Annotated in this window: 20 protein-coding genes; 18 read left to right on the top strand and 2 right to left on the bottom strand. The window is 57.1% G+C overall.

Going from position 1 to position 23,992, the window contains the following annotated elements; genetic code table 11:
* Nucleotides 1-27 precede the first annotated feature (27 nt).
* From UNPF46_RS06930 to UNPF46_RS06860, 15 genes are all read left to right on the top strand, one after another.
* Nucleotides 28-1,032, top strand: coding sequence for an N-acetylneuraminate synthase family protein (locus UNPF46_RS06930; RefSeq protein WP_245448467.1), 1,005 nt, complete (start codon nt 28-30; stop codon nt 1,030-1,032).
* Nucleotides 1,029-2,186 (top strand): UDP-N-acetylglucosamine 2-epimerase, encoded by a 1,158-nt coding sequence (gene neuC / locus UNPF46_RS06925; RefSeq protein ID WP_100179982.1) that lies wholly within the window; start codon nt 1,029-1,031, stop codon nt 2,184-2,186. Before UNPF46_RS06930 ends, neuC begins: the two co-directional genes overlap by 4 nt.
* Nucleotides 2,187-2,223: 37 nt before the next feature.
* Nucleotides 2,224-2,922, top strand: a complete 699-nt coding sequence (locus tag UNPF46_RS06920) for an acylneuraminate cytidylyltransferase family protein (RefSeq protein ID WP_100179983.1) — start codon at nt 2,224-2,226, stop codon at nt 2,920-2,922.
* Complete coding sequence (locus UNPF46_RS06915) at nt 2,919-4,601, top strand: hypothetical protein (protein ID WP_142249487.1); 1,683 nt, start codon at nt 2,919-2,921, stop codon at nt 4,599-4,601. The genes UNPF46_RS06920 and UNPF46_RS06915 overlap by 4 nt, the downstream gene beginning before the upstream one ends.
* A gap of 8 nt (nt 4,602-4,609) precedes the next feature.
* Entirely contained in the window at nt 4,610-5,341 is a 732-nt protein-coding gene (locus UNPF46_RS06910; RefSeq protein WP_142249486.1) for a class I SAM-dependent methyltransferase, read from the top strand.
* Between the two features lie 106 nt (nt 5,342-5,447).
* A complete protein-coding gene (locus UNPF46_RS06905) occupies nt 5,448-6,638 on the top strand; it encodes a glycosyltransferase (RefSeq protein ID WP_245448468.1) in 1,191 nt (396 codons plus the stop codon).
* A 101-nt stretch (nt 6,639-6,739) separates the two neighbouring features.
* The gene (locus UNPF46_RS06900; protein ID WP_100179987.1) at nt 6,740-7,870 is read left to right on the top strand and encodes a glycosyltransferase family 4 protein; all 1,131 of its coding nucleotides are present in this window, start codon (nt 6,740-6,742) and stop codon (nt 7,868-7,870) included.
* A 4-nt stretch (nt 7,871-7,874) separates the two neighbouring features.
* The gene (gene asnB / locus UNPF46_RS06895) at nt 7,875-9,746 is read left to right on the top strand and encodes an asparagine synthase (glutamine-hydrolyzing) (protein ID WP_142249485.1); all 1,872 of its coding nucleotides are present in this window, start codon (nt 7,875-7,877) and stop codon (nt 9,744-9,746) included.
* The gene (locus tag UNPF46_RS06890) at nt 9,727-11,487 is read left to right on the top strand and encodes a hypothetical protein (protein ID WP_142249484.1); all 1,761 of its coding nucleotides are present in this window, start codon (nt 9,727-9,729) and stop codon (nt 11,485-11,487) included. Before asnB (UNPF46_RS06895) ends, UNPF46_RS06890 begins: the two co-directional genes overlap by 20 nt.
* Nucleotides 11,484-12,269, top strand: coding sequence for a glycosyltransferase family 2 protein (locus UNPF46_RS06885; RefSeq protein WP_245448469.1), 786 nt, complete (start codon nt 11,484-11,486; stop codon nt 12,267-12,269). The genes UNPF46_RS06890 and UNPF46_RS06885 overlap by 4 nt, the downstream gene beginning before the upstream one ends.
* A 192-nt stretch (nt 12,270-12,461) precedes the next feature.
* The gene (locus UNPF46_RS06880; RefSeq protein ID WP_100179990.1) at nt 12,462-13,655 is read left to right on the top strand and encodes a glycosyltransferase family 4 protein; all 1,194 of its coding nucleotides are present in this window, start codon (nt 12,462-12,464) and stop codon (nt 13,653-13,655) included.
* Nucleotides 13,655-15,589: an asparagine synthase (glutamine-hydrolyzing) gene (gene asnB, locus UNPF46_RS06875; RefSeq protein ID WP_100179991.1), complete on the top strand. Its 1,935-nt coding sequence runs from the start codon at nt 13,655-13,657 to the stop codon at nt 15,587-15,589. Before UNPF46_RS06880 ends, asnB (UNPF46_RS06875) begins: the two co-directional genes overlap by 1 nt.
* Entirely contained in the window at nt 15,580-16,446 is an 867-nt protein-coding gene (locus UNPF46_RS06870; protein ID WP_100179992.1) for a methyltransferase domain-containing protein, read from the top strand. The genes asnB (UNPF46_RS06875) and UNPF46_RS06870 overlap by 10 nt, the downstream gene beginning before the upstream one ends.
* A gap of 29 nt (nt 16,447-16,475) precedes the next feature.
* Nucleotides 16,476-17,597: a glycosyltransferase family 4 protein gene (locus UNPF46_RS06865; protein ID WP_210248330.1), complete on the top strand. Its 1,122-nt coding sequence runs from the start codon at nt 16,476-16,478 to the stop codon at nt 17,595-17,597.
* The gene (locus UNPF46_RS06860) at nt 17,594-18,547 is read left to right on the top strand and encodes a UDP-glucose 4-epimerase family protein (RefSeq protein ID WP_100179994.1); all 954 of its coding nucleotides are present in this window, start codon (nt 17,594-17,596) and stop codon (nt 18,545-18,547) included. The genes UNPF46_RS06865 and UNPF46_RS06860 overlap by 4 nt, the downstream gene beginning before the upstream one ends.
* A gap of 23 nt (nt 18,548-18,570) precedes the next feature.
* Here the strand turns inward: UNPF46_RS06860 and UNPF46_RS06855 are convergent, their stop codons facing one another.
* The gene (locus tag UNPF46_RS06855) at nt 18,571-19,551 is read right to left on the bottom strand and encodes a GDP-mannose 4,6-dehydratase (RefSeq protein WP_100179995.1); all 981 of its coding nucleotides are present in this window, start codon (nt 19,549-19,551) and stop codon (nt 18,571-18,573) included.
* A 182-nt stretch (nt 19,552-19,733) separates the two neighbouring features.
* Here UNPF46_RS06855 and UNPF46_RS06850 point away from each other — a divergent pair, with 182 nt between their 5' ends.
* Together UNPF46_RS06850 and UNPF46_RS06845 are read left to right on the top strand one after the other, a co-directional pair.
* Entirely contained in the window at nt 19,734-21,008 is a 1,275-nt protein-coding gene (locus UNPF46_RS06850) for a nucleotide sugar dehydrogenase (protein WP_430649806.1), read from the top strand.
* A gap of 23 nt (nt 21,009-21,031) precedes the next feature.
* Nucleotides 21,032-22,048 (top strand): NAD-dependent epimerase, encoded by a 1,017-nt coding sequence (locus UNPF46_RS06845; protein ID WP_100179997.1) that lies wholly within the window; start codon nt 21,032-21,034, stop codon nt 22,046-22,048.
* A 472-nt stretch (nt 22,049-22,520) separates the two neighbouring features.
* Here the strand turns inward: UNPF46_RS06845 and UNPF46_RS06840 are convergent, their stop codons facing one another.
* A complete protein-coding gene (locus UNPF46_RS06840) occupies nt 22,521-23,399 on the bottom strand; it encodes a hypothetical protein (RefSeq protein ID WP_100179998.1) in 879 nt (292 codons plus the stop codon).
* Nucleotides 23,400-23,800: 401 nt separating this feature from the next.
* Here UNPF46_RS06840 and UNPF46_RS06835 point away from each other — a divergent pair.
* On the top strand, nt 23,801-23,992 hold a 192-nt coding region (locus UNPF46_RS06835), incomplete at its 3' end, for a leucine zipper domain-containing protein (RefSeq protein ID WP_142249483.1).

Here is a 23,992-nt window from a genome sequence, read left to right as displayed (position 1 = left end):
TCATCTTTTGTTTCGAAAGCTTGCGCCATGACTGCCGGCCGCCAAATGCCTTATGTAATCGCGGAGATCGGATCCGTTCACGACGGTTCGTTCGGAAATGCGTGTCGTCTGCTAGAAGTGGCAGCCGATTGCGGCGCGGACGCGGTTAAGTTTCAGACCCACATCGCAGAAGCCGAGACGTTGTTGGATGCGCCTTCACCGTCGTATTTTTCAGCCGAGCCGCGTGCGGAGTATTTCAGGCGAACCGGCTTCTCGGTTGATCAATGGGGACGTCTGGCGGAACTAGCCAAGAAATGTAAGGTCGATTTCCTTTCATCTCCGTTTTCGCTTGAAGCGGTCGATATGCTGGAGCGTATCGGCGTTAGTGCTTACAAAATTCCTTCTGGTGAAGTGAGCAATTTGCCCTTGATGGAGTATATTGCTCGGACGAAGAAGCCTGTGTTGCTCTCATCCGGCATGAGCAACTGGTGCGAACTGGACGCCGCTGTTGCGGCACTTCGTTCGTCCTGCGCCGTGACCTTGCTCCAGTGCACTTCGGTCTACCCATGTCCTCCAGAGCAAGTCGGCCTTAACGTCATGCTGAAGATGCGTGAACGCTATGATGTTCCTGTCGGATTCTCGGACCATACGCTAGGCTTTGCTGCTGCGATCGCAGCCGTTGCGCTGGGAGCCACCGTGGTTGAGAAGCACTTCACCTTTTCGAAGCTGATGTATGGAAGTGATGCAAAGCACAGCATGGATCCAGACCAGTTCCGGCTTCTTTGCGATGAACTGAAATTCGCGGGACGCATGATCGCAGCTCCGGTGGAGAAGGATGACCTTTCTTCTGTGCTGGAGATGAAGCGGATCTTCGAGAAGAGCATTGTCGCTGCCGCGGACCTCGCCGAAGGGACAGAAATTCAGCAGCAACACCTCGCGTTCAAAAAGCCAGGAGACGGTATTCCCGCCGCCCGGTACCGGGAGTTTATAGGCCGACGCTTGGTGCGCTCCCTCCCGCAGGATCACAAGTTCGAAGAGGAGGACTTTGCGTGAGCAAGAAGAAGATCTGCGTAGTAGTCGGCTCCCGCGCGAATTACAGTTCCATCAAATCGGCTATGCGTGCCATACAGCAGCATCCAGCCCTCGAACTTCAATTGATCGTAGCTGCGTCGGCCGTGCTCGACCGCTACGGCTCTGTTGTCAACTTGATCGAAAAGGACGGCTTTATCCCGCATGCTCGCGTAACGATGCTGATCGAGGGAGAGACGCCGTCGACTATGGCTAAGTCCACAGGCCTCGGCCTGCTGGAACTGCCGACCCTCTTCGAGCAGCTGGCGCCGGAGGTGGTGTTGACAGTCGGAGATCGCTTCGAAACCATGGCGACCACGCTGGCAGCCGCGTACATGAATATACCTGTGGCCCACACCATGGGCGGCGAGGTGAGCGGCACCATCGACGAAAGCATTCGTCATGCGGTGACGAAGTTTGCGCACATTCACTTCCCCGCAAGTGAGGGAGCGCGGGAGCGCATCATCAAACTTGGTGAGCGGCCGGAACATGTGCACATGGTCGGCTGTCCGCGCATCGATTTAGTTGCCGAAATTCTGAAAAATCCGATCGCAAATATCTTCGACCGTCTTTTCGATGATGGTGTTGGTCAGCGCTTCTCGATCGACGAGCCGTTTGCGCTCATTTCCCAGCATCCGGTTACGACCGAGTATGGTGATGGTGAGGCGCAAATCACGATGACGTTGGAAGCAGTGCGTGACCAAGGCTTGGCGGCGGTTGTATTGTGGCCGAATGCCGATGCGGGCTCTGACGATATCTCGCGCGGTATCCGGAAGTGGCGCGAGCGGAAGCTTGACGATCGCATGCACTTTTTCAAGAACCTGCCCATCGATGTCTACGTTAATCTCATGCACTCGACGGCATGCCTCGTCGGAAATTCGAGCAGCGGGATTCGAGAGGGGGCGTACATCGGCACGCCCGTCGTGAATATCGGTTCCCGGCAGAACATGCGCGATCGCGGTGATAACGTAATCGAAGTAAGCTATGACAAGCGGGAAATCTCAAGAGCCATTGCAAAGCAAGTCGAGCACGGCCGCTACGCGATGAATCCGATCTATGGCGACGGTACAGCTGGTCCCAAGATTGCTAACGTCCTTGCCGCCGAGAGGGTCGCAGTCCAAAAATGCATCACATATTGAGCCTGAGACGCCTCGGCCAAGACGAGGCTGATGCCAAATGACCCTCGTGGCCCTCATACCTGCGCGAGGTGGTTCGAAAGGCATTCCCCGTAAGAACCTTGCGCTATGCGGCGGACGTTCTTTGCTGGATTGGACTGCCGAGGCCGCGTTGCATTCTGGCGTCGTCGATCGCGCGGTACTATCAACGGATGACCAGGACATCGCCGAGACCGGCCGGGCGCTGGGTCTCGAAGTGCCATTTCTCAGACCTCTGGACCTGGCTGGAGACGCTGCCTCAATGTTGGGGGTCATGCAGCATTGTCTTGCCGAGTTGACTCGGGCGGGCGAGACGATCGAGGCGATCGTGCTGTTGCAGCCGACATCACCGTTTCGCCGTGCGCACCACGTGCGTGAGAGTATCGCAAAGTTCCGCGAAAACCAGGCTCAGTCGCTGGTGAGCGTGGTGCGTGTACCGCATCGCTTCGTTCCCGAAGGACAGATGCGGGAGAAGGATGGGTTTCTATCACCATATTTCGGGGGAGGCATCGGAAGGACCACGCGGCAAGAAAAGGAACTTCTATTCGCCCGAAATGGTCCGGCTGTGCTGATTGTCCGCAGTTCAGTTCTCGACGCCGGCCTGCTCTATGGGGATTCTATCGTCGGGTACGAAATGGACGAGTTGTCGTCCCTCGATATCGATACGCCGGAAGAGCTTAGGCTCGCCGATCATCTGCTACGGACTGGCTACGTCCGATGAACGCAATCGTGCGATATCTGCGCCGTAGTCCGTTTGCCGGCGGGCTTGCCGATCTTAGAGAGCGGATGGCGAATGCCAGCGAATATCGGCGACTCCGAGATGAGGCCGAACGTACGTTTGCCGAAATGGCCTTCGCGCGCGAGCTGCCGGCGCCTCGGCCCGGCGCACCGACGGTGTTGGTCTTGAGCATGACCAACAACACCTACACGGCAAAATTGGAATGCATGCAGGCCCTGGCTTTTCGACGAAGGGGCTGGCGCATCAAGGTTCTGACATCCAGCATCTATACTCACGCCAAGCGCCTCTATCAGGCGTATGGTATCGTTGATCTTCTTCCCTTCGAGAAGTTGGTCAACGTCAAGGACGCGAGGGCGGCGGCGATCGCCGAGGCCCAGCGGCGCAGCAACATGTCGATGGATTTCCAATCGGTCATGGAGTGGCGGTACAGAGACGCATGGATCGGACCGCAGTTGCTATCGTCTGTATCGCGAGGGGGGTTCGATGGAGCGCCGGATCCGCGAAAGCCTGAAATTCGCGAAGCAATAATCGAGAAGCTTAAGCAATCCGTTGGATTCGTGCACGCCGCTGAAAGATGTCTGGCCGAGCTCGAGCCTTCGCTGATCCTCGTCAATGAACCAAACTATCATACGCTGGGGCCGTTCGTCGACGTCGCGATCAAGAAGGGTATTCCGACAGTTCACTTCACCCAGCCTTCACGCGAAGATGCGCTCGTGCATAAGAAGCTCACTAAGGAAACGCGTCGTATCCATCCTAACTCGATTACGCCCGAGACTCTTGAGTGGCTTCTGAGGGAGCCTTGGGGGGGCCAACAGGAATCAGAACTTGATGACGAGTTCAGGAAGCGTTACGGAGGCGTCTGGAAAGTGCAAGCGCGCAATCAGCCGGGGACGGTTGATGTCGCGGATGCCGAAATCCGGCAGGAACTGGGGCTTGATCAGAAGCCCGTAGCGGTGCTGTTCTCGCATGTGCTTTGGGACGCGAATCTGTTCTATGGAAAAGACCTATTCGAGAACTATGGCGACTGGTTTGCCCAGACCGTAAAAGCTGCCGCCGCCAATCCGCGGGTCAACTGGATTATAAAGCTGCATCCTGCGAATATTTGGAAGCGTAGACTCTCCGGAGTTTCGGGCGAATATGGCGAGTTAAGTATTATCCGCGAGAGCGTTGGCGACTTACCGCCCCATGTGAAGTTGATTTTGGCTGACACGCGTTACAGCACACTTTCGTTATTCCGAATGGCTAGCGTCGGGATTACAGTCCGGGGCAGTATTGGGTACGAGCTGCCGTGTTTCGGTGTACCGGTGATAACTGCAGGAACAGGGCGCTATTCAGGCTTCGGCTTCACCGAAGAACATTCGTCTCGCGAGAGCTATCTGGGCGCACTCAGCGAGCTTGAAGACGTGCCGCGGCTCACCCCCGCGAAAGTGCACCTTGCGCGAGTCCACGCTCATGCGCTGTTCGTCAGGCGTCCCTGGGTCTATAAAAGCTTCAAAACGGAGATTGGACCAAATGTCCTTGACCCCCTGTTTCAGAATCTGGTGCCGGTCGTCGCAAGCGATGCAGATATCGGACGCAATGGCGATCTTGATGAATTCGCGCGCTGGGCCGAGAACTCCGAAGAGATAGATTATTTGGCTTCTCGGATCGGTCAAGATTAACTCCACGAGTGAGTATTCAGGATATGGTCTCTCTACCTCCACCGAAAATGCTGGTCTGGGATGAGACGACACTGTCTCGCTTCTGGGCGTTTCATTCGCAGTTTAGCGAGAACTACTTTAGCCATCAGAAGGGCAAGAGTCTTGTCGCATATGCGAAGCGTCAGCTTCCCGATGGGGCAACTGTGCTCGACTATGGCTGCGGTCCGGGTCACCTGCTGCCGCATTTGCTTGATGCTGGATTTGTGGTGCAAGGAGCCGATATCAGCCGCGACACCATGGGATCAGCTGTTTCACTCAGCGGCCGGAAGAATTTCTTGGGATTTTTGACGATCGATGAACTCCTGGCGGAAGGTACAAAGTTCGACGCAGTCTTTCTGATAGAAGTGGTTGAGCATTTGGATGATCACTGGCTTGCCAAGAGCCTCGATCAGGTGCATGCCCTTCTAAAGAAGGGCGGCATCTTGTTTGTCACAACGCCGAACGAGGAGAATCTCGAGGACAACATGGTGTATTGTCCGGCTTCGAACACGATCTTCCATCGTTGGCAGCACGTGAGGAGCTGGTCTGCATCCAGCCTCTCCGCCGCTCTGGTTGCGCATCGGTTCCAAGTCGTCAAGACCGAGACGCGGACATTTGAAGCCGGCAGGCCGAGCGCCGTTTCCTACTTGCGTTATTTTACTTCGAGGATTGCGACTCGGCTCCGAAGGGCACAATCTCTCATCGCAGTCGCACGCGCCTGACATGGCGCCCGATCGACTCTGCGTCGTTCATCTGGCCCAATCTGACAGTGAGGGCGGAGCGAATAAGGCTGCGTATCGCCTTCACAACAGTCTTCTGCGTGCTGGAATGGAGTCAATCTTCCATTGTGGACGTAAGCATCTCGATGATCCCTCCGTCGTACCGGCGCACTTGCTGGGAGTCGGGGATTTCGTCAGCGATGTCGTGGCCTATCTCAATGCGAGCGGTCTTCGGCGATATCGAGATCGAAGCGGTGCACCGTTTTCGCTGATGCGATTCAGCTATGGTCGCTTGGATTCGGAGCTGTTGTCGCGGGCCGACGTGGTGTGCCTTCATTGGATTGCCGGTGGGTTCCTAAGAGCGCGTCAGCTTCAGGCGATTAGGAAGCCGATGGTCTGGAGGCTGTCGGATGCATGGCCATTCAGCGGTGGGTGTCACTATCCAGGTAGCTGCGTGGGGTTCGAGCGGGCATGTGGATGCTGCCCGCAACTTGGCAGCAGGTCCGACAATGATATTTCTCGATCGGGAATCCTCTCGCGTGAGGTCGGATTTCGCAACCTAGATCTGACCGTAGTTGCGCCGAGCCGCTGGATCGCCGATCTGGCGCGGCGCTCGCACCTGTTCGGAAAGCTGCGCGTTGAGCACATTCCGACCGGCGTGGACCTTAACGTATTCTACCCTCGTGACCGATCGACGGCGCGAGCTCAGCTCAATTTGCCGATCGAAGGGGATCTCCTTGCGTTCGGCGCGCTTGGAGCAACGACGGACCCTCGAAAGGGGTATGCTCAGCTTCGCGCCGCGCTGGAAAGGCTTGCTGCAACGAGTGATCTTCAATTGACGCTTGTCACATTTGGTAGTGATGAGGCGAACCGATCGGCGCAGATCTCGCGATTTCCGGTGCGTCATTTAGGGCCAATCGACGATCACGTCTCCCTGGCGAACGTCTACTCAGCCGCTGACGCCCTTGTCGCGCCATCACTTGAGGATAATCTGCCGAACGTCGTGCTGGAAGCCCTTGCGTGCGGAACGCCGGTGGTGGGATTTGCTGCCGGCGGAATTCCGGATGCGGTTGAACACCAGAGCCATGGATATCTCGCCCCAATAGGTGCTAGCGAGGAGCTTGCGCGGGGCATCGCCTACATTCTCAATCGAGTCGGGGACGGCAAGATGGGCGCGAATGCCGCCGCCTTCGCTCGGCGTAATTTTGATTTGCTGAAAAGTGGGGAACGCTATGTCGAGCTTTTTCGAGAATTAGCGGCACGGGCTCGGCCTGACCTCTCCGACGTTGGAAAAGGCTAACCGTGGATCTTTCATCGGATACCGCCGAAATCGCCGGTTCGTGATTATGCGGCGAGTGGCCGTTCCAATCTCTGAACTATTACAAGGATGCCGTTACGCACATGACAACCTCAGTAGCGCACGTATTGCGGACTTACGGCGTGAGCGGCGGCGAACGGCAGCTCGCGCAGCTCTTCGCTGCCGAAGCCGGCTCGGTTTACGAAAATACCTTCTATTCGCTCTATGACAATCCGAGCTGCGCGGAATATTTCGCGCGCATCAATGGATTGAAGCTGAGGACGGTGCTCGGATTTCGTGCATCGGCTTTCCCTAGCCTGGCTACGGAGCTTGCGCTTCTTGCTCTGCTCGCGCCGATATTGCAGTTGCGGATGCTGATTATGATAGGTTCGAGAGATCACCGCATCTGTGTGGTTCACGGCTTGCAGGCTGCTGTGGCTTGCTGGTTGGCAGCTTGCCTTCTGCGTCATGTCCGTTTCGTTTACATCCATCGTGGAACGAAGTCGCGCGCAGGATCGCATCCTATTTTCAAGATCTTGTACTGGCCGTATGAAATCATCGCAGGCGTATCCATTGCATCCGCAGAGTCGCTGAGGCCTCTTGCCGGGAAGCGCAAAGTTGTGGCTCTCGAGAATGGCATCGATTTGGAGCAGTTACGTGAAATTGCCAAGGGATGCGGAGAGCGGCGTTCGGACGATTCACTGAGACTTATTTCATCTGCCAGGCTGATTAAGGACAAGGAGCACGCATTTCTACTCGATGTTTTCGTACAGCTGCTTCAACGCTGGCCAAATCTTGAGTTTGTCATTGCGGGTGAAGGGCCGGAGCGCCGCAATCTGATGGAATGCGCTCAGCAACGTGGAGTAGCGAGCAAAGTACATCTGATTGGTCACGTTAAGGATATCGTCTGTCGTATGGTCGACAGTGACATCTTCGTGCATGCGTCTCGAATGGAGGGAATGAGTAACTCGGTCCTTGAGGCAATGGCATTGGGGTTGCCGAGCGTCGTTGTGGATGCCCCCGGCGTGAGCGAATGCCATCGGGACAGTGAGACAGGCTTCGTAGTTCCGAGGGACACCGACTTGATGGCAGCCAAATTAGCAATGTTGATCAGCGATCGGGATCTTCGCTCCATCATGGGAGAGAAGGCAAGGCAGCGCGCTCAAAATAAATATTCAATTGCCGCGAATCGCGACCGGTATCATTCGCTTTATCGTGAGCTGTTGGAGAGTTGATGCGATGTGCGGTCTGCTCGGCGGGATATGGCGGGACGGAGCTGGGGTAGGTGAGGCGGCGGCCCGCGGGGCGCTCCATTGGTTGACCCATCGCGGCCCAGATGCCGAGGGGATCGAACTTCATGACGGAGTGTTTCTCGGACACCGCAGGTTGAGCATCATCGATCTTGATCCGCGCTCCAATCAGCCGATGCGAAGTGGTGCGATGTCCATAATCTATAATGGGGAGATCTACAACTATCGGGAAGTGAGAGACGCACTTCGGGAGCGGGGCGTATCATTCTCGACTAATTCCGACACCGAAGTCCTGCTCAAGGCCTTCGCGCTTGACGGCATCTCCTGCCTGGAGCGCCTCGAGGGAATGTTCGCATTCGCCATCTGGGATTCGCAATTGCGGAAGCTAGTCCTGGCGCGCGACAAGTTTGGCGAGAAGCCGCTTCAGTATTTCCATGATGATTCACTCTTTGCTTTCGGATCGGAGTTTCGCGCGGTCGAAGCGCTTGCAGGTCCCCAACGTCTGCAGGTCGACAGTTCCGCATTGCCGCTGTACTTTCGCTTTTCGTATCTTCCTGCGCCGGCGGCGCCGTTCGCGGGTGCCCATCAGCTCGAGCCCGGCTGCTGGCTCGAACTCGATGTCGACCGTTGGGAGAGCAGGAAAAGTCGCTACTACGATCTTCCGGTCCGCCTGACGCGCTTGCGGTCAAAATCATCTCCATCTTTCGAGAGCGCAAAGCTCCAGTTGAGAAAACGCCTGACAAAAGCGGTTGAAGATCGGATCCTTGCCTCCGATGTTCCGGTCTCGGTTTTCTTGAGTGGCGGTCTTGATTCGTCAGTTATAGCGAGTCTTGCGAGCCAGACTGGTGCGCATAATGTGACGGCTTATTCAGTCGCGTTCCCGAACGATCCTGAATTCGACGAAAGCGGCTATGCGCGTTTGGTCGCGGATCGCTATCCGAATCTCGACCACCAGATTATTAACGTAACAGAGGACGCACTTGCCCACTTTACGGACCAGACCCTTGCTCTTCTTGGTGAACCGTATGGAGACGCGTCGTTGATTCCGACCGCGTTCGTCTGCTCGCACGTTCGGGAGAAGGTGGTTCTCGGAGGCGACGGCGCAGACGAAATCTTTGCTGGCTACGGGACATACTCGGCGATGCAGTGGAGTGCTCGCATGCCATTTTGGCTTAAGGCGGTGCTCACGCGCATTCCCACGGTCAGCAATCCTGTTGCAATCGGAAATCCACTGCTCCGCGGAGCTGCCTTGTTTCACAAGCACCTTCGCTGCTCCGCCACGGAAGAGTACCTTGCATGGCGCTCCTATGCGAATTCCGCGCAACTCGAAGCACTGGGAGTGCCGGAGCGCTCCGGTGACAAGCTGCCAATCCGTAGCCGTCGTATACGTTCTCTGCGCGATCTCTTGGTGACGGACATCGAATTCAACCTGCCCGCTGATATGCTCAAGAAGGTTGATCTGGCGAGTATGCAGCACAGTCTAGAGGTCCGCCTTCCGTATCTAGATTCTGGGCTTGTCGAATTCGTCTTAAATCTGCCCGCAAGCTATCTGATCGCCAATGGTCGACGTAAGCATCTGCTCCGGGAAGCGTTCCGGGACCTGCTTCCTCCTGAAATCGTCGGGCGCCGAAAGCAGGGCTTCTTGTTGCCAATTCGCAAGTGGATGAAGGATGGGCGAATGCGGGACGAGCTCTTGGAACTTTCAGCGGTTCAAAGTGCCTTGAATCCAGCCGCAATAAGACATTTCGCCGACCGCCATCAGGCTGGAACTGAAGATTTGTCCGCTCTGCTTTGGTCTTGCTACGTTTACTTGAAATGGCTGCGCAGGCCGCGACTTCTCGATGTCGAATTTAGCGGGTAAGGCCATGACCGGGCGAGATCGCGAAGACGCTCCCGGGCACTTCGTGCCTTCTACAGTTCGATCAGCGCTTTCTTTCCTTCGGCCGGCGTTGTCCGCTAGCCTCGGCGAGAAGCTGGCTCTCACGATTTGGCTCTTCTTCGTCAGTGCATCTTGGGCTGTTGTGCGCTCGAGCTTTGTTGTGAGGTCGACTTCGGGCGAGATCCTCGAGAATGCAGTGCCCCTCTGGATCAGGTTGGCTTTCTTTGCGGTCTTTGCAATTTCGTCGTTGTCGTTCTTCCTGCTTCGGAAAGATCGGTTCTGGCTGCTCGGACTAGGTTCCACTGTAGGGGTGTTACCTGAAGTTCCTACACTGCCCTTCGTGCGAGACGGCGCCCACTTTCTGATAGTTCTGAGCGCGGTGGCAGTGCTGCTGTATTGGATTGCGTTTCGCCCGAAGGAACGAGCTCCGGCGTTTGCACGCATTTACGCTGCCTATCTCGTCGTCTGTGCGGCTTCCACGCTGGTCAATTTCCTGCTGTTTCAAAACATCTGGCAATTGAAGATGGGTGTGTCCTTTCTGCTCTTTTTCTCGATGCTCGCCATTTTGATCCTGGGAGTTAGCTCCTGCGGCAAGGGGCGTTGGGAGGTGGTCGATGGCTTGGTCGATGGCTTAGCATGGGGAGCGATCGGGCAGTGCGTGATAGCGGTCCTGGCACTACCGCTTCTGTTCATTTTGCCGTTTCAGGAAGGAAACGACACAGTCTTTGGTCTGGCATTCTATGACCGCTACAAGTCGACCATGCCAGGACCGGTCAATCTCGGGATGTTTTTCGTCGCAGTCATGCCGGTGGTGCTTCTCTGGATGCGCAGCGGAAGCAATCCGATCAGGACGCAAGTTGGCTGGGTCTATCTTCAATTGGCACCTTGGCTTGTCGTCATCACCGGAAGCCGTACGGCCCGGATTGTCATGATTGGTATTCTCCTCAGCTTTTTTCTAAAGTCGACAACGCGAAGGAACGCTCTGCTGATACTACCTTCCACAGTAGCGGCGTTCTATCTAGGCTTTTACTTCGAATCCTTCCCGGCAGCGATACGTGCGCTGCTTGGAGATAGCAATGCCGCAGCTCTCAGCATCAAGGGGCGATTTTTCGACGTAAGTGATCGATCAGGCCTGATCCAATCGGCCATAGACGCCCTTCCACTCCTGGGACAGAATTCGATCAACGTGGCGGCGGCACTGTACGATTCTGCGAGGGCCAGTTCCTTTTGGGTGCCTCCGCTTGCGAATGTCTTGCCTCCAGAACTTCTGGTCGTGCTGAACACGCTATTTGGTTATGGCGCTGGCGTCGGGGGCTATGTGCGAAGCGGGTTCCCGTCGCCGCACACGACAATTCTAAATCTCCTGATTGACTCCGGCGTTCTGGGTGGCGTGCTTTGCTGCGCGTTCTTTATTTGGCTTGCTTTGCGACTCTTCGTGCGATCATTTTCGAGGTCTGACCCAAACGCAATCACAATCTGGCTTTGCCTGTTAAGCTACGGTGCGGCATCGGTCGCAAACGGCACCTATGTTCCCCAATGGTGGGGATATTACTCCGTTGTCCTGATCCTGGCCTCTGCAGCAGCAGGAGGTTCACCGGCGAAGCGTTCGTACAAAGAGATGTCGGAGCGTGGCCGCCCAGCTGATCTGAGCAAGACGTACGACGTCCGGTTGATCACGGCAGCTGAAAGCAGGCCGGTCAAACGCCAATTGGATAGAAAATGATGTCAGACGGCGACCAGAAAGTTCCAGCGGCTGCCCATGTCGAGGGCGGACGCGAGCCGTTTTTATCAATTGTAACAGCGACTTACAACAGTGTTAGCACTGTGCGCGATACGTTGGAGAGTGTGCGAAAGCAAACGTTTCAGGATTTCGAGCACATCGTTGTTGATGGAGGATCGACGGATGGCACGATTGACGTTCTCAAAGAATATGGTCCCGCCATTCGATGGATATCCGAACCCGATCGCGGCATCTACGATGCAATGAACAAAGGCATCGCGATGTCTCGTGGGCATTGGATCCATCTGTTGAATTCGGATGACTTTTATGCTTCCAACGATGTGTTAGGCCGAATTGTCCCCAAGTTACTTCCTAATGCGCTCAACTATGCCGATCTAATTCGGTTGAATGCCGATGGGAGCCGATTCAGTCAGAGTTATCGGTACCGGAAGTGGCCGTTGTATCTCTCTGCCTTTCTTCCGCACCCGTCCTTGCTGGTCTCGGCAGAACAGTACCGGCTGGCCGGGCTCTATGACGCGAGTTTTCGAATTGCGGCTGATCATGACCTCATTTTGCGTCTTCTTGACCGCTACCCGCCAAACCATATCGAGGTCGAAATGACGGTGATGCGGCAGTCCGGCGTTTCGGCGACCAATCTAGATCTCACAATGGATGAATTTGGCCGGGTCTTGCGGAAGCATAATGTGCCGATTATCCTTATTGAACTTGTGATGGGCATCCGCCGAATCTGGTGGAAAATGAGGTCCTATAAGCGGTCTAACTGAGCGTCTGCAGCCGCGCTGGACCGGGCCCAGTTCGTCGATTGCAATTCGAAGCTCTTCATCGACACGAGCCCTGGGGTCGAATATTGAGACCCCGCAAACCTAGGTCTATGGCTTAAAGCTCGGGGGTCACAACCATTCTTTGGGGGTTGCCTAACTTGCTTTTCGCAGCTCGCGTTTTGGTGGTATAATATTATGGCAATCGAAGCATCGTCGGCGCTCTTGGAGGCAGTGGAACCCAAGCCCAGGACACCAACGCCTCGCAAGGTGCTTATCTGGCATTGGGGGAGACGCGGCGGCGGCGTAAGGTATACTTATGAGTTGGTGCGAGAGCTTAGAAAGCGTCCGGAGCTCGAGCTGCATTTGTCGCTTTCGCGGCAAGGGGAGATCGTTGCCGATTTCGACGCGCTCGGATTGCCGGGCTATCACGTTGATACCTATACGAATGTCTCGTCAGCCATTCTTGCATTGCTACGCGTGCCGATCGTACGACGTCGTTTTTGGCGCTATATTCAAAAGCATAACATCTCCGTGGTGGTGTGCACCATGAGCCATTTGTGGAATGTTCCGGTCTTGTGGCGCAGACCCCGAGACGTTGCTTACGTATTCGTTTTGCATGATCCAAAGCCGCACGCCGGGGACGACATCGCCATTCGCAAATGGATGCTCGACACCGAAATCGCCGCAAGCGACGGCATCGTTGCTCTGACGGAGTACACGCAGAAGTCGGTTACGACGAACAACAGTTTTCCTACCGAACGGGTCTGGACCGCCCCGCTGGGGGTCTTCCCCTATGCCGAAACTCGAAGCCCGGCTCCCATGCCAACCGGACGTAAGATCCAGCTGCTCTTTTTCGGACGCCTGTTGCCGTACAAAGGACTGGATATCCTTCTTGACGCCTACAAAATCATGAAGCGCGAGGGCAAGGATGTCGGGCTTCGCATCATCGGTCCAGGAGATATCGAGCCGTATCGGGCGCAGATCGCCGGGCTTGAGGACGTCTTCGTTGATAATCGATGGATACCCGAAGAGGATGTCGGTGCGGCCTTCGAGGGAATCGATATCGTCGTTGCGCCATATCGCGGCGCGAGCCAGTCCGCCGTGCTCGCGACGTCAGGCGCGGCCGGAATTCCGGCCGTCGTGACTCCCGTCGGAGGGCTTGCCGAGCAGGTCCTGCATGAGCAAACCGGTCTGGTCGCCGCAGACGCGACGCCTGCCGCGCTTGCTGCCGCGCTCGGCCGGCTCGTAGATGACGAGGCCTTGCGGCTGCGTTATGGGGCGGCGGCGAAGGTTCACGCCATGAGCGAGTTGTCGTGGTCTGCCATCGCTGCGAAGTTCGCGTCGATCCTTACGTCGATCACCCCACGCCAGAAATCCGAAACGCAATAATGTGTGGTATCATTGGTATTGTGGGGAGTAAGGCAGGCCGGATCGATCGCCAGGTTCTTCGCCGGATGACCGATGCGCTTGCTCATCGCGGACCGAATGGCGACGGCCACTGGATCAGCGAGGACGGCGGCGCCGGATTTGGCCATCGTAGGCTTTCGATCATCGATCTGTCATCCGCCGGAGCGCAGCCGATGGTTTCGGCGTCCGGCCGTTATGCGCTGACGTACAACGGCGAAGTCTACAATTACCGAGACCTGCGCCGCGAGCTTGAGGCCAAGGGCCATCAATTCAATGGTCACTCGGATACCGAGGTCGTCATTGCGGGCTTTGAGCATTGGGGCATCGATGAGACGATCTCGCGGTGTGCCGGCATGTTTGCGCTCGCCGTCTGGGACGAGCGCGAACGCACGCTTGTGCTCGCGCGCGATCGGCTCGGCATCAAGCCGCTGTACTATCGCGTTGCGAACGGAACGCTTATCTTTGCGTCGGAGCTGCGCCCGATCGTGGTGCAGTGCGGAGAGCTTCCTCCGGTTTCACTGGCGGCTTTGTCCGAATACTTGCGCCTCGGTTACGTTCCGGCGCCCTTCAGCATTTTCGAGGGCGTGTACAAGTTGCCCGCCGCGACCACCCTCAGATTTCGCGAGGGTCATGCGAGCGAGCCGATAGCCTATTGGTCGATTCCGGAGGTCGTCGCGCGCGGCATGTCGAGGCAGCGGTCGAACGAAGAGGAGGTGCTGGAAGAGCTGGACCAGCGCCTGCGCAGCATCGTTGCCGAGCACATGATCTCCGACGTGCCGCTGGGGGCGTTCCTGTCCGGCGGCATCGATTCCAGTTCGGTCACCGCGATCATGCAGGCCGTTGGTGGGACGGCCACCAAGACATTCTCGATCGGTTTTCACGATCCAAGCTACAACGAAGCCAAGCATGCCGCCGACGTCGCGAAGCATCTTCAGACCGACCACACCGAGCTTTACGTCTCGGATGCCGATGCGATGGCCGTCATTCCCTCGCTCCCCGATATCTATGATGAGCCCTTTGCGGATATCTCGCAGATACCGACATTTCTTGTCTCGAAACTCGCGCGACAGCAGGTAACGGTTGCGCTGTCCGGTGATGGTGGCGACGAACTGTTCGGCGGCTACAACCGCTATTTGTTCGTCTCCGACTATTGGAAACGTCTGACCAGGATTCCCCATACGTTGCGCCGCATGGCCGCGTCCGGTTTGTCCTCGGCTTCGCCTGCCAGCTGGGACGCAGCTTTTCGCGCGCTGAGCTACGTCCTGCCGCCACATCTGCAGCCCGCGCTGCCGGGGCAGAAGATCCATAAGGTCGCGTCCGTGCTGGCATCCTCAACCTTGCACGAACTGCAGAGCAGGTTGGTGTCGCAATGGGCAAATCCCGAAACCGTGTTGGTCTCGTCGGACGGCGTCGCTCTTGCAAGACCTGCGCCCCTGGCGCTGGCGCCCGACCTTCCTGCGACCGCGGAGCAAATGGCCTGGGACACATCGACATATCTCGTGGACGACATCCTGACCAAGGTCGATCGGGCAAGCATGCGTGTTGGGCTCGAGGCGCGCGTGCCGCTCCTGGATCACCGCATGGTCGAATTCGCCTGGGAGATTCCCATCTCCTTGAAGTTCAGGAATCATTCCGGAAAATACATTCTTCGGCGTTTGCTGGAGCGGTATGTGCCGCGTGAGCTGTTCGAGCGCCCGAAGATGGGCTTCGGCATACCGATCGATAGCTGGTTGCGTGGTCCGCTGAAGGGCTGGGCATTGGATTGGCTGTCCTCTGGCAATGACGAGTTTTTCGATCGCCAAGCCATCGGCGATAACTGGCAGCAACATCAGATCGGCCGGGTGAACCGCGGTGGCCAGCTTTGGACCGTGCTGATGTTCGATCTGTGGCTTGAGCGGGCAAGGCGATGGGTCTGAGTTCCTGCGTGCCGTGGTGGGCCAAGCTGGGCATCAAGCTTGGGCTTGCGCGCCTGCCTGTCCCTTACGCCCTCTGGAAACGCATTGGACTGTTCCGCCATGGCGAGATGATGGTTCCGGACCGTGCAATCTCCGCGTTCGAGAGCCATTTCCAGTCCGCCGTGCAGCACGGACAACTTCCTGCAAAGTTTCGTTCTCTCGAGCTTGGACCGGGAGACTCGGTCCTGTCGGGCTTCGTCGCCCGCGCGTTCGGTGCCGAAAAGGCGTGGCTAGCGGATGCAGGGCCTTTCGCTGAAACCGACATCGCTGGATGCCGCACACTTCTCGAGTTGCTTGCCTCGCGCGGGCGGGCCATTGCGCCGCTGAAGTCGGCGACCCTTCCGGACGCGATGCAGGAGTACGATGTCGTTTATCTGACGGAAGGCACGAGCTCGCTCAAGACAATCCCTGACCAGTCGATCGATTTCGCCTGGTCCCAGGTCGTGCTCGAGCACATCTACCGCGACGAGTTTCCGGCCCTCATGAAGGAATTGCGCAGGGTCGTGGCCCTCAACGGGATCGGTGTTCACAGCATCGATTTCCGCGATCATCTTGGGGGCGGCCTGAACAATCTGCGCTTTGGAGATGAAGTCTGGGAGACCCAGGCATTCCGGACCTCAGGCTTCTACACCAATCGCATCCGTCCGCGGGAAATGATCGACATGATGAAGGCGGCCGGCTTCAGCGTCGAGGTTATCTCCGAGCAGCGATGGCCAGAACTGCCGCTGGCTCGTGATCGGATGGCACCGCAATTTCGGCCGTTTGCCGATGAGGACTTCATGGTTTGCGAAATCCGCGTGATCATGAGGCCAGTGTGAGGGAGGCGTCCGTTCTCGATCGGAAGCGGTTGCTGTTCGTCGTGACAGAGGACTGGTACTTTGTCTCCCACCGCCTGCCGATCGCCCGGGCGGCGTCGGCCGCCGGCTACGAGGTATTCGTGGCAACGCGACTTGGCGAGAAGGCCGATGCCATCGTACGCGAAGGATTCATTCCCATCGGCCTGAAGCGCATGCGGCGCTCCGGCCGAAATCCGTTCCGCGAACTGGCGAGCATCGCTGAACTGGTGACGCTCTACCGAAGCTATCGCCCGAGCATCGTTCATCATGTGGCGATGAAGCCTGTCCTGTACGGTTCGATCGCGGCACGGCTTGTGGGCGTGGCCGCAATTGTCAATAACCTGGCGGGATTGGGCTTCGTGTTCTCGTCGAAGGCGGTCTATGCGCAGACCCTTCGCCGCCTGATCGCTCCGCTATTAAGGTATGCGTTGAACCAGCGGCAGGCGTTGACAATTGTCCAGAACAGGGATGACGCGCGGGTATTGGCCGATGACATCGGCGTCGCACCGGAGAAGATACGCCTCGTAAAGGGATCGGGGGTCGATCTCGCGCAGTTCTCCGAAATGCGTCGGGAGAGTGCTCCACCCACCGTGCTCCTGGCGTCCCGGATGATCAAGGAGAAGGGGGTCGAGGATTTCGTGCGGGCCGCAGCTCAGCTGCGGAAGAAGAACGTGGCTGCAAGGTTCGTCCTTGCGGGCGCGCCCGACCCCGAAAACCCGCACTCCATTCCTCAAGCCGTTCTCAGGCGATTCCACGAAGATGGACTGGTTGAGTGGTGGGGACATCGCGACAACATCCCCGAGATAATCCGTGAGGCGGCGATCGTGTGTCTGCCGACCACGTACGGGGAGGGGGTTCCCAAGACCCTGATCGAAGCAGCCGCGGGCGAGTGCCCCATCGTCACCTATGACGTGCCGGGCTGCCGGGAGATCGTGACGGATGGTGCCAATGGTATGCTCGTCCCGGCAGGAGACGTCGGCCGGCTCGCCCAGGCCATCGAGCAACTGCTGGCGGACCCGGAGCAACGAAGGCGTATGGGAGCGCAAGGCCGAAAACTCGTTCAGGCGGAGTTTTCCCAGGAAATCGTCGTTGCCCAGACGCTTGCGATCTATTCCGAGCTTCTGACGCAATGAAAGTCCTGGTCGTCGGCGCTTCAGGGTTTGTTGGCGGGCATCTGGTCCGTCGGCTCGCCGCCGACGGAATTCCCTTCCGCGCTGCCGTCCATCGCAATCGCGGCGACCTGCCGGGCGTGACCGATGTTGCCGAGAATGTTGATCTCGAAGGCCCTTTCGATTGGACATCTGCGGTCGCTGGATGTGACACCATCGCGCATCTGGGTGCCCGGGTGCATGTGATGCGCGAAAGTAGTGCAAATGCACTGGATGCATATCGTCGTGTCAATGTGGACGGGACTTTGTGTCTTGCACGTAAGGCCGCCGCTGCCGGCGTTCGCCGCTTCGTGTTTCTCAGCTCGGTCAAAGTATGCGGCGAATCCACAGCTCCCGACGCGCCTTTCGTTGAATCAGCAACGCCGCACCCGCAAGACCCCTACGGATTGTCGAAGCTCGAAGCCGAAACTGGCTTGCTTGAGCTCGGCCGCGAGAGGGGCATGCAGGTCGTCGTCCTGCGTCCGCCCCTGATCTATGGACCGGGCGTGCGTGCGAATTTTCTATCGATGATGCGTTGGTTGCGGCGCGGAGTCCCGCTGCCGCTTGGCAGCATCGAAAATCGGCGCAGTCTGATCGGTGTTGGCAATATGGTCGATTTGATCTGCGCCTGCTTGCGGCACCCTGCGGCGGCCGGAGAAGTCTTTATGGCCAGCGATGGTGAAGACCTGTCGACACCAGAACTTTTGAAAAGGCTGGCGGTGGCCCTCGAGACCAAGGCCCGCCTGCTACCCGTTCCCGTTAGTCTATTGGGCAGCGCGTTCGCATTAGCAGGCCAGCGGGCGCTGGCGCAGCGGCTCTGCCTCTCGCTTTGCGTCGACAATCGGAAGGCCCGCAAGATGCTTGGCTGGCAACCGCCTTTCAGTGTCGATGAGGAATTGCGGCGCACCGCGCGAGCGTTTCTGCAATCTCACTAGATAGGTGATAGGCTCGGGAAGCGCTATGGCCTTGCCCCCGCTGCACGGCGATACTCGAGTTCGCCGTCTGCCAGCAGCCTGACGACGTCCTTCATGAAGACCTTTGCTTCCCAGCCGAGGATCCGTCTCGCTTTGGCGGGGTTGGCCGAATTGCACTTCAGGTCGATCGGACGAAGCAGGCTTTCGTCGAAGTCGATATGCTTTTGCCAATCGAGTCCGAAATAGCTGAATGCCTCGCGAACGAAGCTCTCGAGCGTATTGGTTTGTCCTGTTGCGATCACGAAATCTTCGGGGGCATCGGCCTGGAGCATCATCGCCATGGCTTCAACATATTCCGGCGCCCAGCCGAAGTCCCGGGAGATATTCAGGTTCCCAATTCGCAGGTTGTCCGTCTTCCTCTCGGCAATATCGGCGGCGCCTGACACGATCTTTCGCGTGACAAAGCGCTGCGGACGCAATGGCGAGTCGTGGTTGAACAGGAGCCCCGAGCACGCAAAGAGCCCGTGTGCGTCTCTGTAGTTCGCAACGGTCCAAAATGCCGCGGCCTTTCCAACGCCGTACGGGCTTCGTGGACCGAACGGGGTGGATTCGTCGGCAGGCAACTCGGTATTGCCGAAGCACTCGCTCGAGCACGCATTATAGACGCGAGAGCTCAATTTCAATCGATGGACGGAATCGACGATGTTGTGAGCGCTAAAAATGGTAGATTCGAGAGTCTGGATCGGTTGGTCAAATGAGAGGCCGACGGAAGATTGACTCGCCAGATTGTAGATCTCGTCGGGAGTCGTCTCGGAAATGACGCGCAGGACGCTGCCGAAATCGGCAGGATCCACGGAATGGAGCGTCACTTGGTCGCGGATACCCAGCCGCTGCAGATTCGCGAAGATGCCGAGTTCCTTGTCGCGGGACGTTCCATGGATCGCATAGCCGAGCTTGAGCAAATGCGCGGCCAATAGCGAGCCGTCCTGTCCCGATATTCCGAAAATTAGCGCTTTCTTGGGCATGGGGCGAACTGACTTCCGAACCGCGGTTGCAACACTATAGCTAGCTTTAAAGGTAGGCCGCCTCAAGAGCTAGCGGCTTGGGCGAGGCCCGTCGCGAAAGATAGGGGATTGCAACGGAGATGCTTCCTAGCTAACGAGACGTTGCAGCGCAGTTCTGGCGGGAGCGGACCGGTTTGCCAACTATCCGAAATATTGGCGTCATAGGCCTTGGCTACGTCGGCCTTCCAGTGGCGGTGGCGTTTGGTCGGGCCGGATATCGGGTCATCGGATTCGACATCAGCGCGGAGCGGATCGCCGAACTGCGTCGAGGTCAAGACCGTACGCGCGAAATCGAGACGTCGGAACTGCACGCGGCACGCATCGAATACACGGACCATCCGGGAGGTTTGAACGCGGCGGACTTCTTTATCGTCACGGTTCCGACGCCGATTGACGGTGCAAACAAGCCCGACCTCCGTGCGCTGTTGAGCGCATCCATGTCCGTCGGCAGCGCCTTGAAAAGGGGAGACATCGTCGTTTACGAGTCGACGGTCTATCCCGGTGCGACCGAAGAGGAGTGCGTGCCGGTTCTCGAGCGAGCCTCCGGACTCAAGGCTGGCGTTGATTTCCACGTCGGATATTCCCCTGAGCGGATCAACCCCGGAGACAAGGAACATCGCTTCGAGACGATCCAAAAGGTGGTGTCCGCGCAGGATGCCGATTCGCTCAGGATCGTTGCCGATGTCTATGGCGCTGTCGTCAGGGCCGGCATCTACCAGGCGCCCTCGATCAAGGTCGCTGAAGCGGCTAAGGTGATCGAGAACACGCAACGAGATCTCAACATCGCCTTCATGAATGAGCTCTCGCAGATCTTTCATGCGCTTGATCTCGATACCGGCGATGTGCTGGAGGCTGCCCGCACAAAGTGGAATTTTCTCCCGTTTCAGCCGGGGCTGGTTGGCGGGCACTGCATTGGGGTCGATCCCTATTATCTGACCTATCGCGCCGAGATGGCGAGGTATCATCCTCAAGTCATCCTTGCGGGGCGGCGCATCAATGACGACATGGGCGCACGGATTGCGCGAGAGTGCATTCGGCGTCTCCTGAAGAGGGGGGCTCGCGGTGGGATTGTCACGGTGTTGGGCGTGACGTTCAAGGAGAACGTGCCGGACCTGCGCAACTCCAAGGTCGTCGACATTGTCCGCGAACTGGAATCGTTCGGCATCAAGGTTCAGGTCGGTGATCCCTGGGCGGACCGCGCCGCGGCCCTCCTCGAGTATGGAATTGAGCTCTCCGATTTAGAAGAGCTTCAACCGGCCGACGCGGTCGTGCTCGCCGTCGCGCACGACACTTTCGTCAATCTAGGCTGGCCATTCTTGCAATCGCTCCTAAAAGAGGGGCAGGGTCTGGTCCTTGACGTCAAGGCCCGCCTAGACCGGGCGAGCAAGCCGGCTGAAATAGAACTCTGGCGACTCTAGCTTCTGAACAGGTAACGGGCGCAATGACTGATCAAAAGATACTGGTGACCGGCGCCGCCGGATTCATAGGTTTTCACGTTGCGCATCGGCTTGCATCGGCTGGTCGGGAAGTGATTGGGCTCGATGTCGTCAACGACTACTATGATCCCGCGCTGAAGGAAGCGCGCCTTCGTGTGCTGCAGGAATTTCCGTCCTTTCACTTTGTTAGGATGGATCTTGCCAATCGCGACGCAATTGCTCCATTCTTTTCCGAGTCCCGATTTTCCCATGTCGTACATTTGGCGGCTCAAGCTGGCGTGCGATATTCTTTGGAGAATCCGCATGCTTATGTCGACGCAAACCTGCAAGGCTTCATGAACATCCTTGAGGGCTGTCGGCATACGAAAATTCGGCACCTTCTCTACGCTTCGTCATCGTCTGTTTACGGCTCGAACAAGAAGCTGCCGTTCTCGGTCCATGACAACGTCGATCATCCGATCAGCCTTTACGCGGCTTCCAAGAAAGCAAATGAGTTGATGGCTCATGCGTACAGCCATCTCTTCTCCCTGCCGACCACGGGCTTGCGGTTTTTCACGGTGTATGGACCGTGGGGGCGGCCCGATATGGCGATGTTCATTTTCGCAAAAGCGATCGTGGAGGGCAGGCCCATCAAGCTGTTCAATGACGGGCAGATGTCGCGCGACTTCACCTACGTCGACGACGTCGTGGAGGCTATCGTCCGGCTGATCGATCTGCCACCCGCTCCCGGGCAGCAGGCTCCGACGGACGCTTCGGATCCCTCCCGCAGCGCCGCGCCCTGGAGGATCTATAATGTCGGAAACAACAGGCCCGAGCAACTAATGTACGTCGTTTCCCTGCTTGAGAAGGAACTGGGTCGTGTTGCAACGAAGGAAATGCTTCCGATGCAGCCTGGCGACGTCCCGGCGACATACGCCGATGTCGATGATCTCATGCGAGACGTCGGTTTCCGGCCGGCAACCAGCGCCGAAGAAGGAATCAGGAAGTTCGTCAAATGGTTTCGCAGATACCATAACGTCTAGTTGGAGGGGCCGCCGTGGCGGCCAGACCTTTTCCGAGTAGTCAACGAAGAGCGCAAGCAAAGGCTTCCATGCTCCCATCTGGCGCGACCACTGTCCGTTCGCGGGGGGGATAGGCGAATGCCCATTCGTCTAAGCATTCAGATTGAGACGCGACTTAAGCCGCGCCTCTTTCGGTTAAGACGTCGAATCGGACGAAAAATCCGGCTCGGGAGGCCGATCCCTGAACAGATAATCGCCAACATAATATAGCGCTATGAAAGCGCAGATGCCTATGGCAGCCGCGTAGTACATTACTACATCATTGTAGAGGAATGTCTCGAACTTCTGAACCGCGCTCCCAAGCATGATCAGTCCCTTGATTCGATGCCGATTCTATTCATAGCAGAACAATTTGCTTAATGAACCGTTAAAGGGGCGTATGTGGGATACTTTGAGCTGTTTACCAAGTTTAGGCTTTGCTCAAGCCTAACTCTCAGCCGAGAGAGGCGTGTACGTTCATTTCAATCAATACCTGAGAGCCATCTTCGCTTGCCGAGAGCACGCGCCAATCCGAAAACCTGTAAAGATCCACAAATTCCCGCCATGCCTTGAATTCATGGTTCGCCGAGTAGAACTCGTCAAACAAGATAATGTAGCGGTATTTTAGAGGGCCGCAGATCGTATCCAGGATAGGTCGCGTAGAAATATATAGATCTGCGTCGAAATGGATAAGCCGCAAGTCGTCAGGCCAGCCGTTTTTGGAGAGATAGCGAGTCACCGACTCACTGAACAGGCCTGACTCAATATTGACGTTTGGTTGCGGCGGTGGCGGAAACCCAATCCCGCGTTCCAGGTTAGCCACGATCTCTCGGCGTTTTTGGGGGTCATCGGCCCACAATTCAACGGGGCCGCCGAAACCTTTGATCGATCCGGCCGGCAATCCATCCCAGGATTCCGGTAAGCCTTCGAAGCAATCAAAACCAACTAAACGAAATGTCCGTGGGAGGTGATCGACGAAATACTTCAGTGATCCGCCATTGTTTGTGCCCAACTCAAGGAGCGTTCCTGAAGAAGAATTCGCATTTACCCAATTTAGCGCGATATTCCAGATGGGGTGCTTTCCGGTCGATTTATTGAAAGTCGGTACGATCGTCACACGTTGATCTCTTGCGATCCTCTCTTTCCAGAATTGCTCAAAGCGTAAAGTGTTTGCGATCTTCTGGATGGTGACGCCAAACCATTCAATCTTATCAATTGCGGTCGCAGAAAGTGAGGACAGTCGAGCCAGTAATCGTCGAGATTTTCCCGCGTGGCGGGGCCGCTCAGCGAAGGGCGCTGTTGCAACGAATAGCGGTTTAATCTGTTCATTCATTCGGACCCATCCGGGGGCAACGTGTATAAGCAACCGCAACCGGCACAGGGCTCAATCGGCCTAGGCGCAACAAACGTACATTGCATTATCTCGCCACTTTTAGGTTTGTAGCAGTTCTGCGCGATGAGCGGAAGCTCTCGGGGCTCGGGGACGGCTGCCCTGGGAGCGTCACACTTCGACCAACCTTGGCGCAACGTTGGTGTAATCCATGTTTAGGCTCGCCCTCAAGTCAACTTCTCTGGGGAAATGCACCTGTTTTGGCGCCTTAAAGGAGCCTACCTATGAAGCTCTTTGTAGTTTCTTCCGCACTAGACTAGCTGTGGTCTGCCAGGAGGTTGTCCATCTGGTCTGAACCGAGGAAGCTGAGGTTGCGAAGCTTCAGTGTTCCAAGGAGAGACCAGATGAACGTGCATAAGAATGCGCCTTTGACGCCCAAAGGTCGAGAGGCGATGGTGCGAAGCGTGGTCGAGGGTGGGTTGAGCCAGGCCGGCGCGGCTGACCTTTTCAACACGACGCCGAAGACCGTCGCCAAATGGGTCAAGCGCTTCCGCGCAGAAGGTGTGGATGGCTTGCTCGACCGCTCGTCGCGACCT

The organism is Bradyrhizobium sp. UNPF46 (assembly GCF_006658625.1).
GTDB classification, from domain to species: domain Bacteria; phylum Pseudomonadota; class Alphaproteobacteria; order Rhizobiales; family Xanthobacteraceae; genus Bradyrhizobium; species Bradyrhizobium nitroreducens.
The sequence above is the reverse complement of the archived record's forward strand: the minus strand, read 5'-3'. Positions and strand labels throughout refer to the sequence as shown.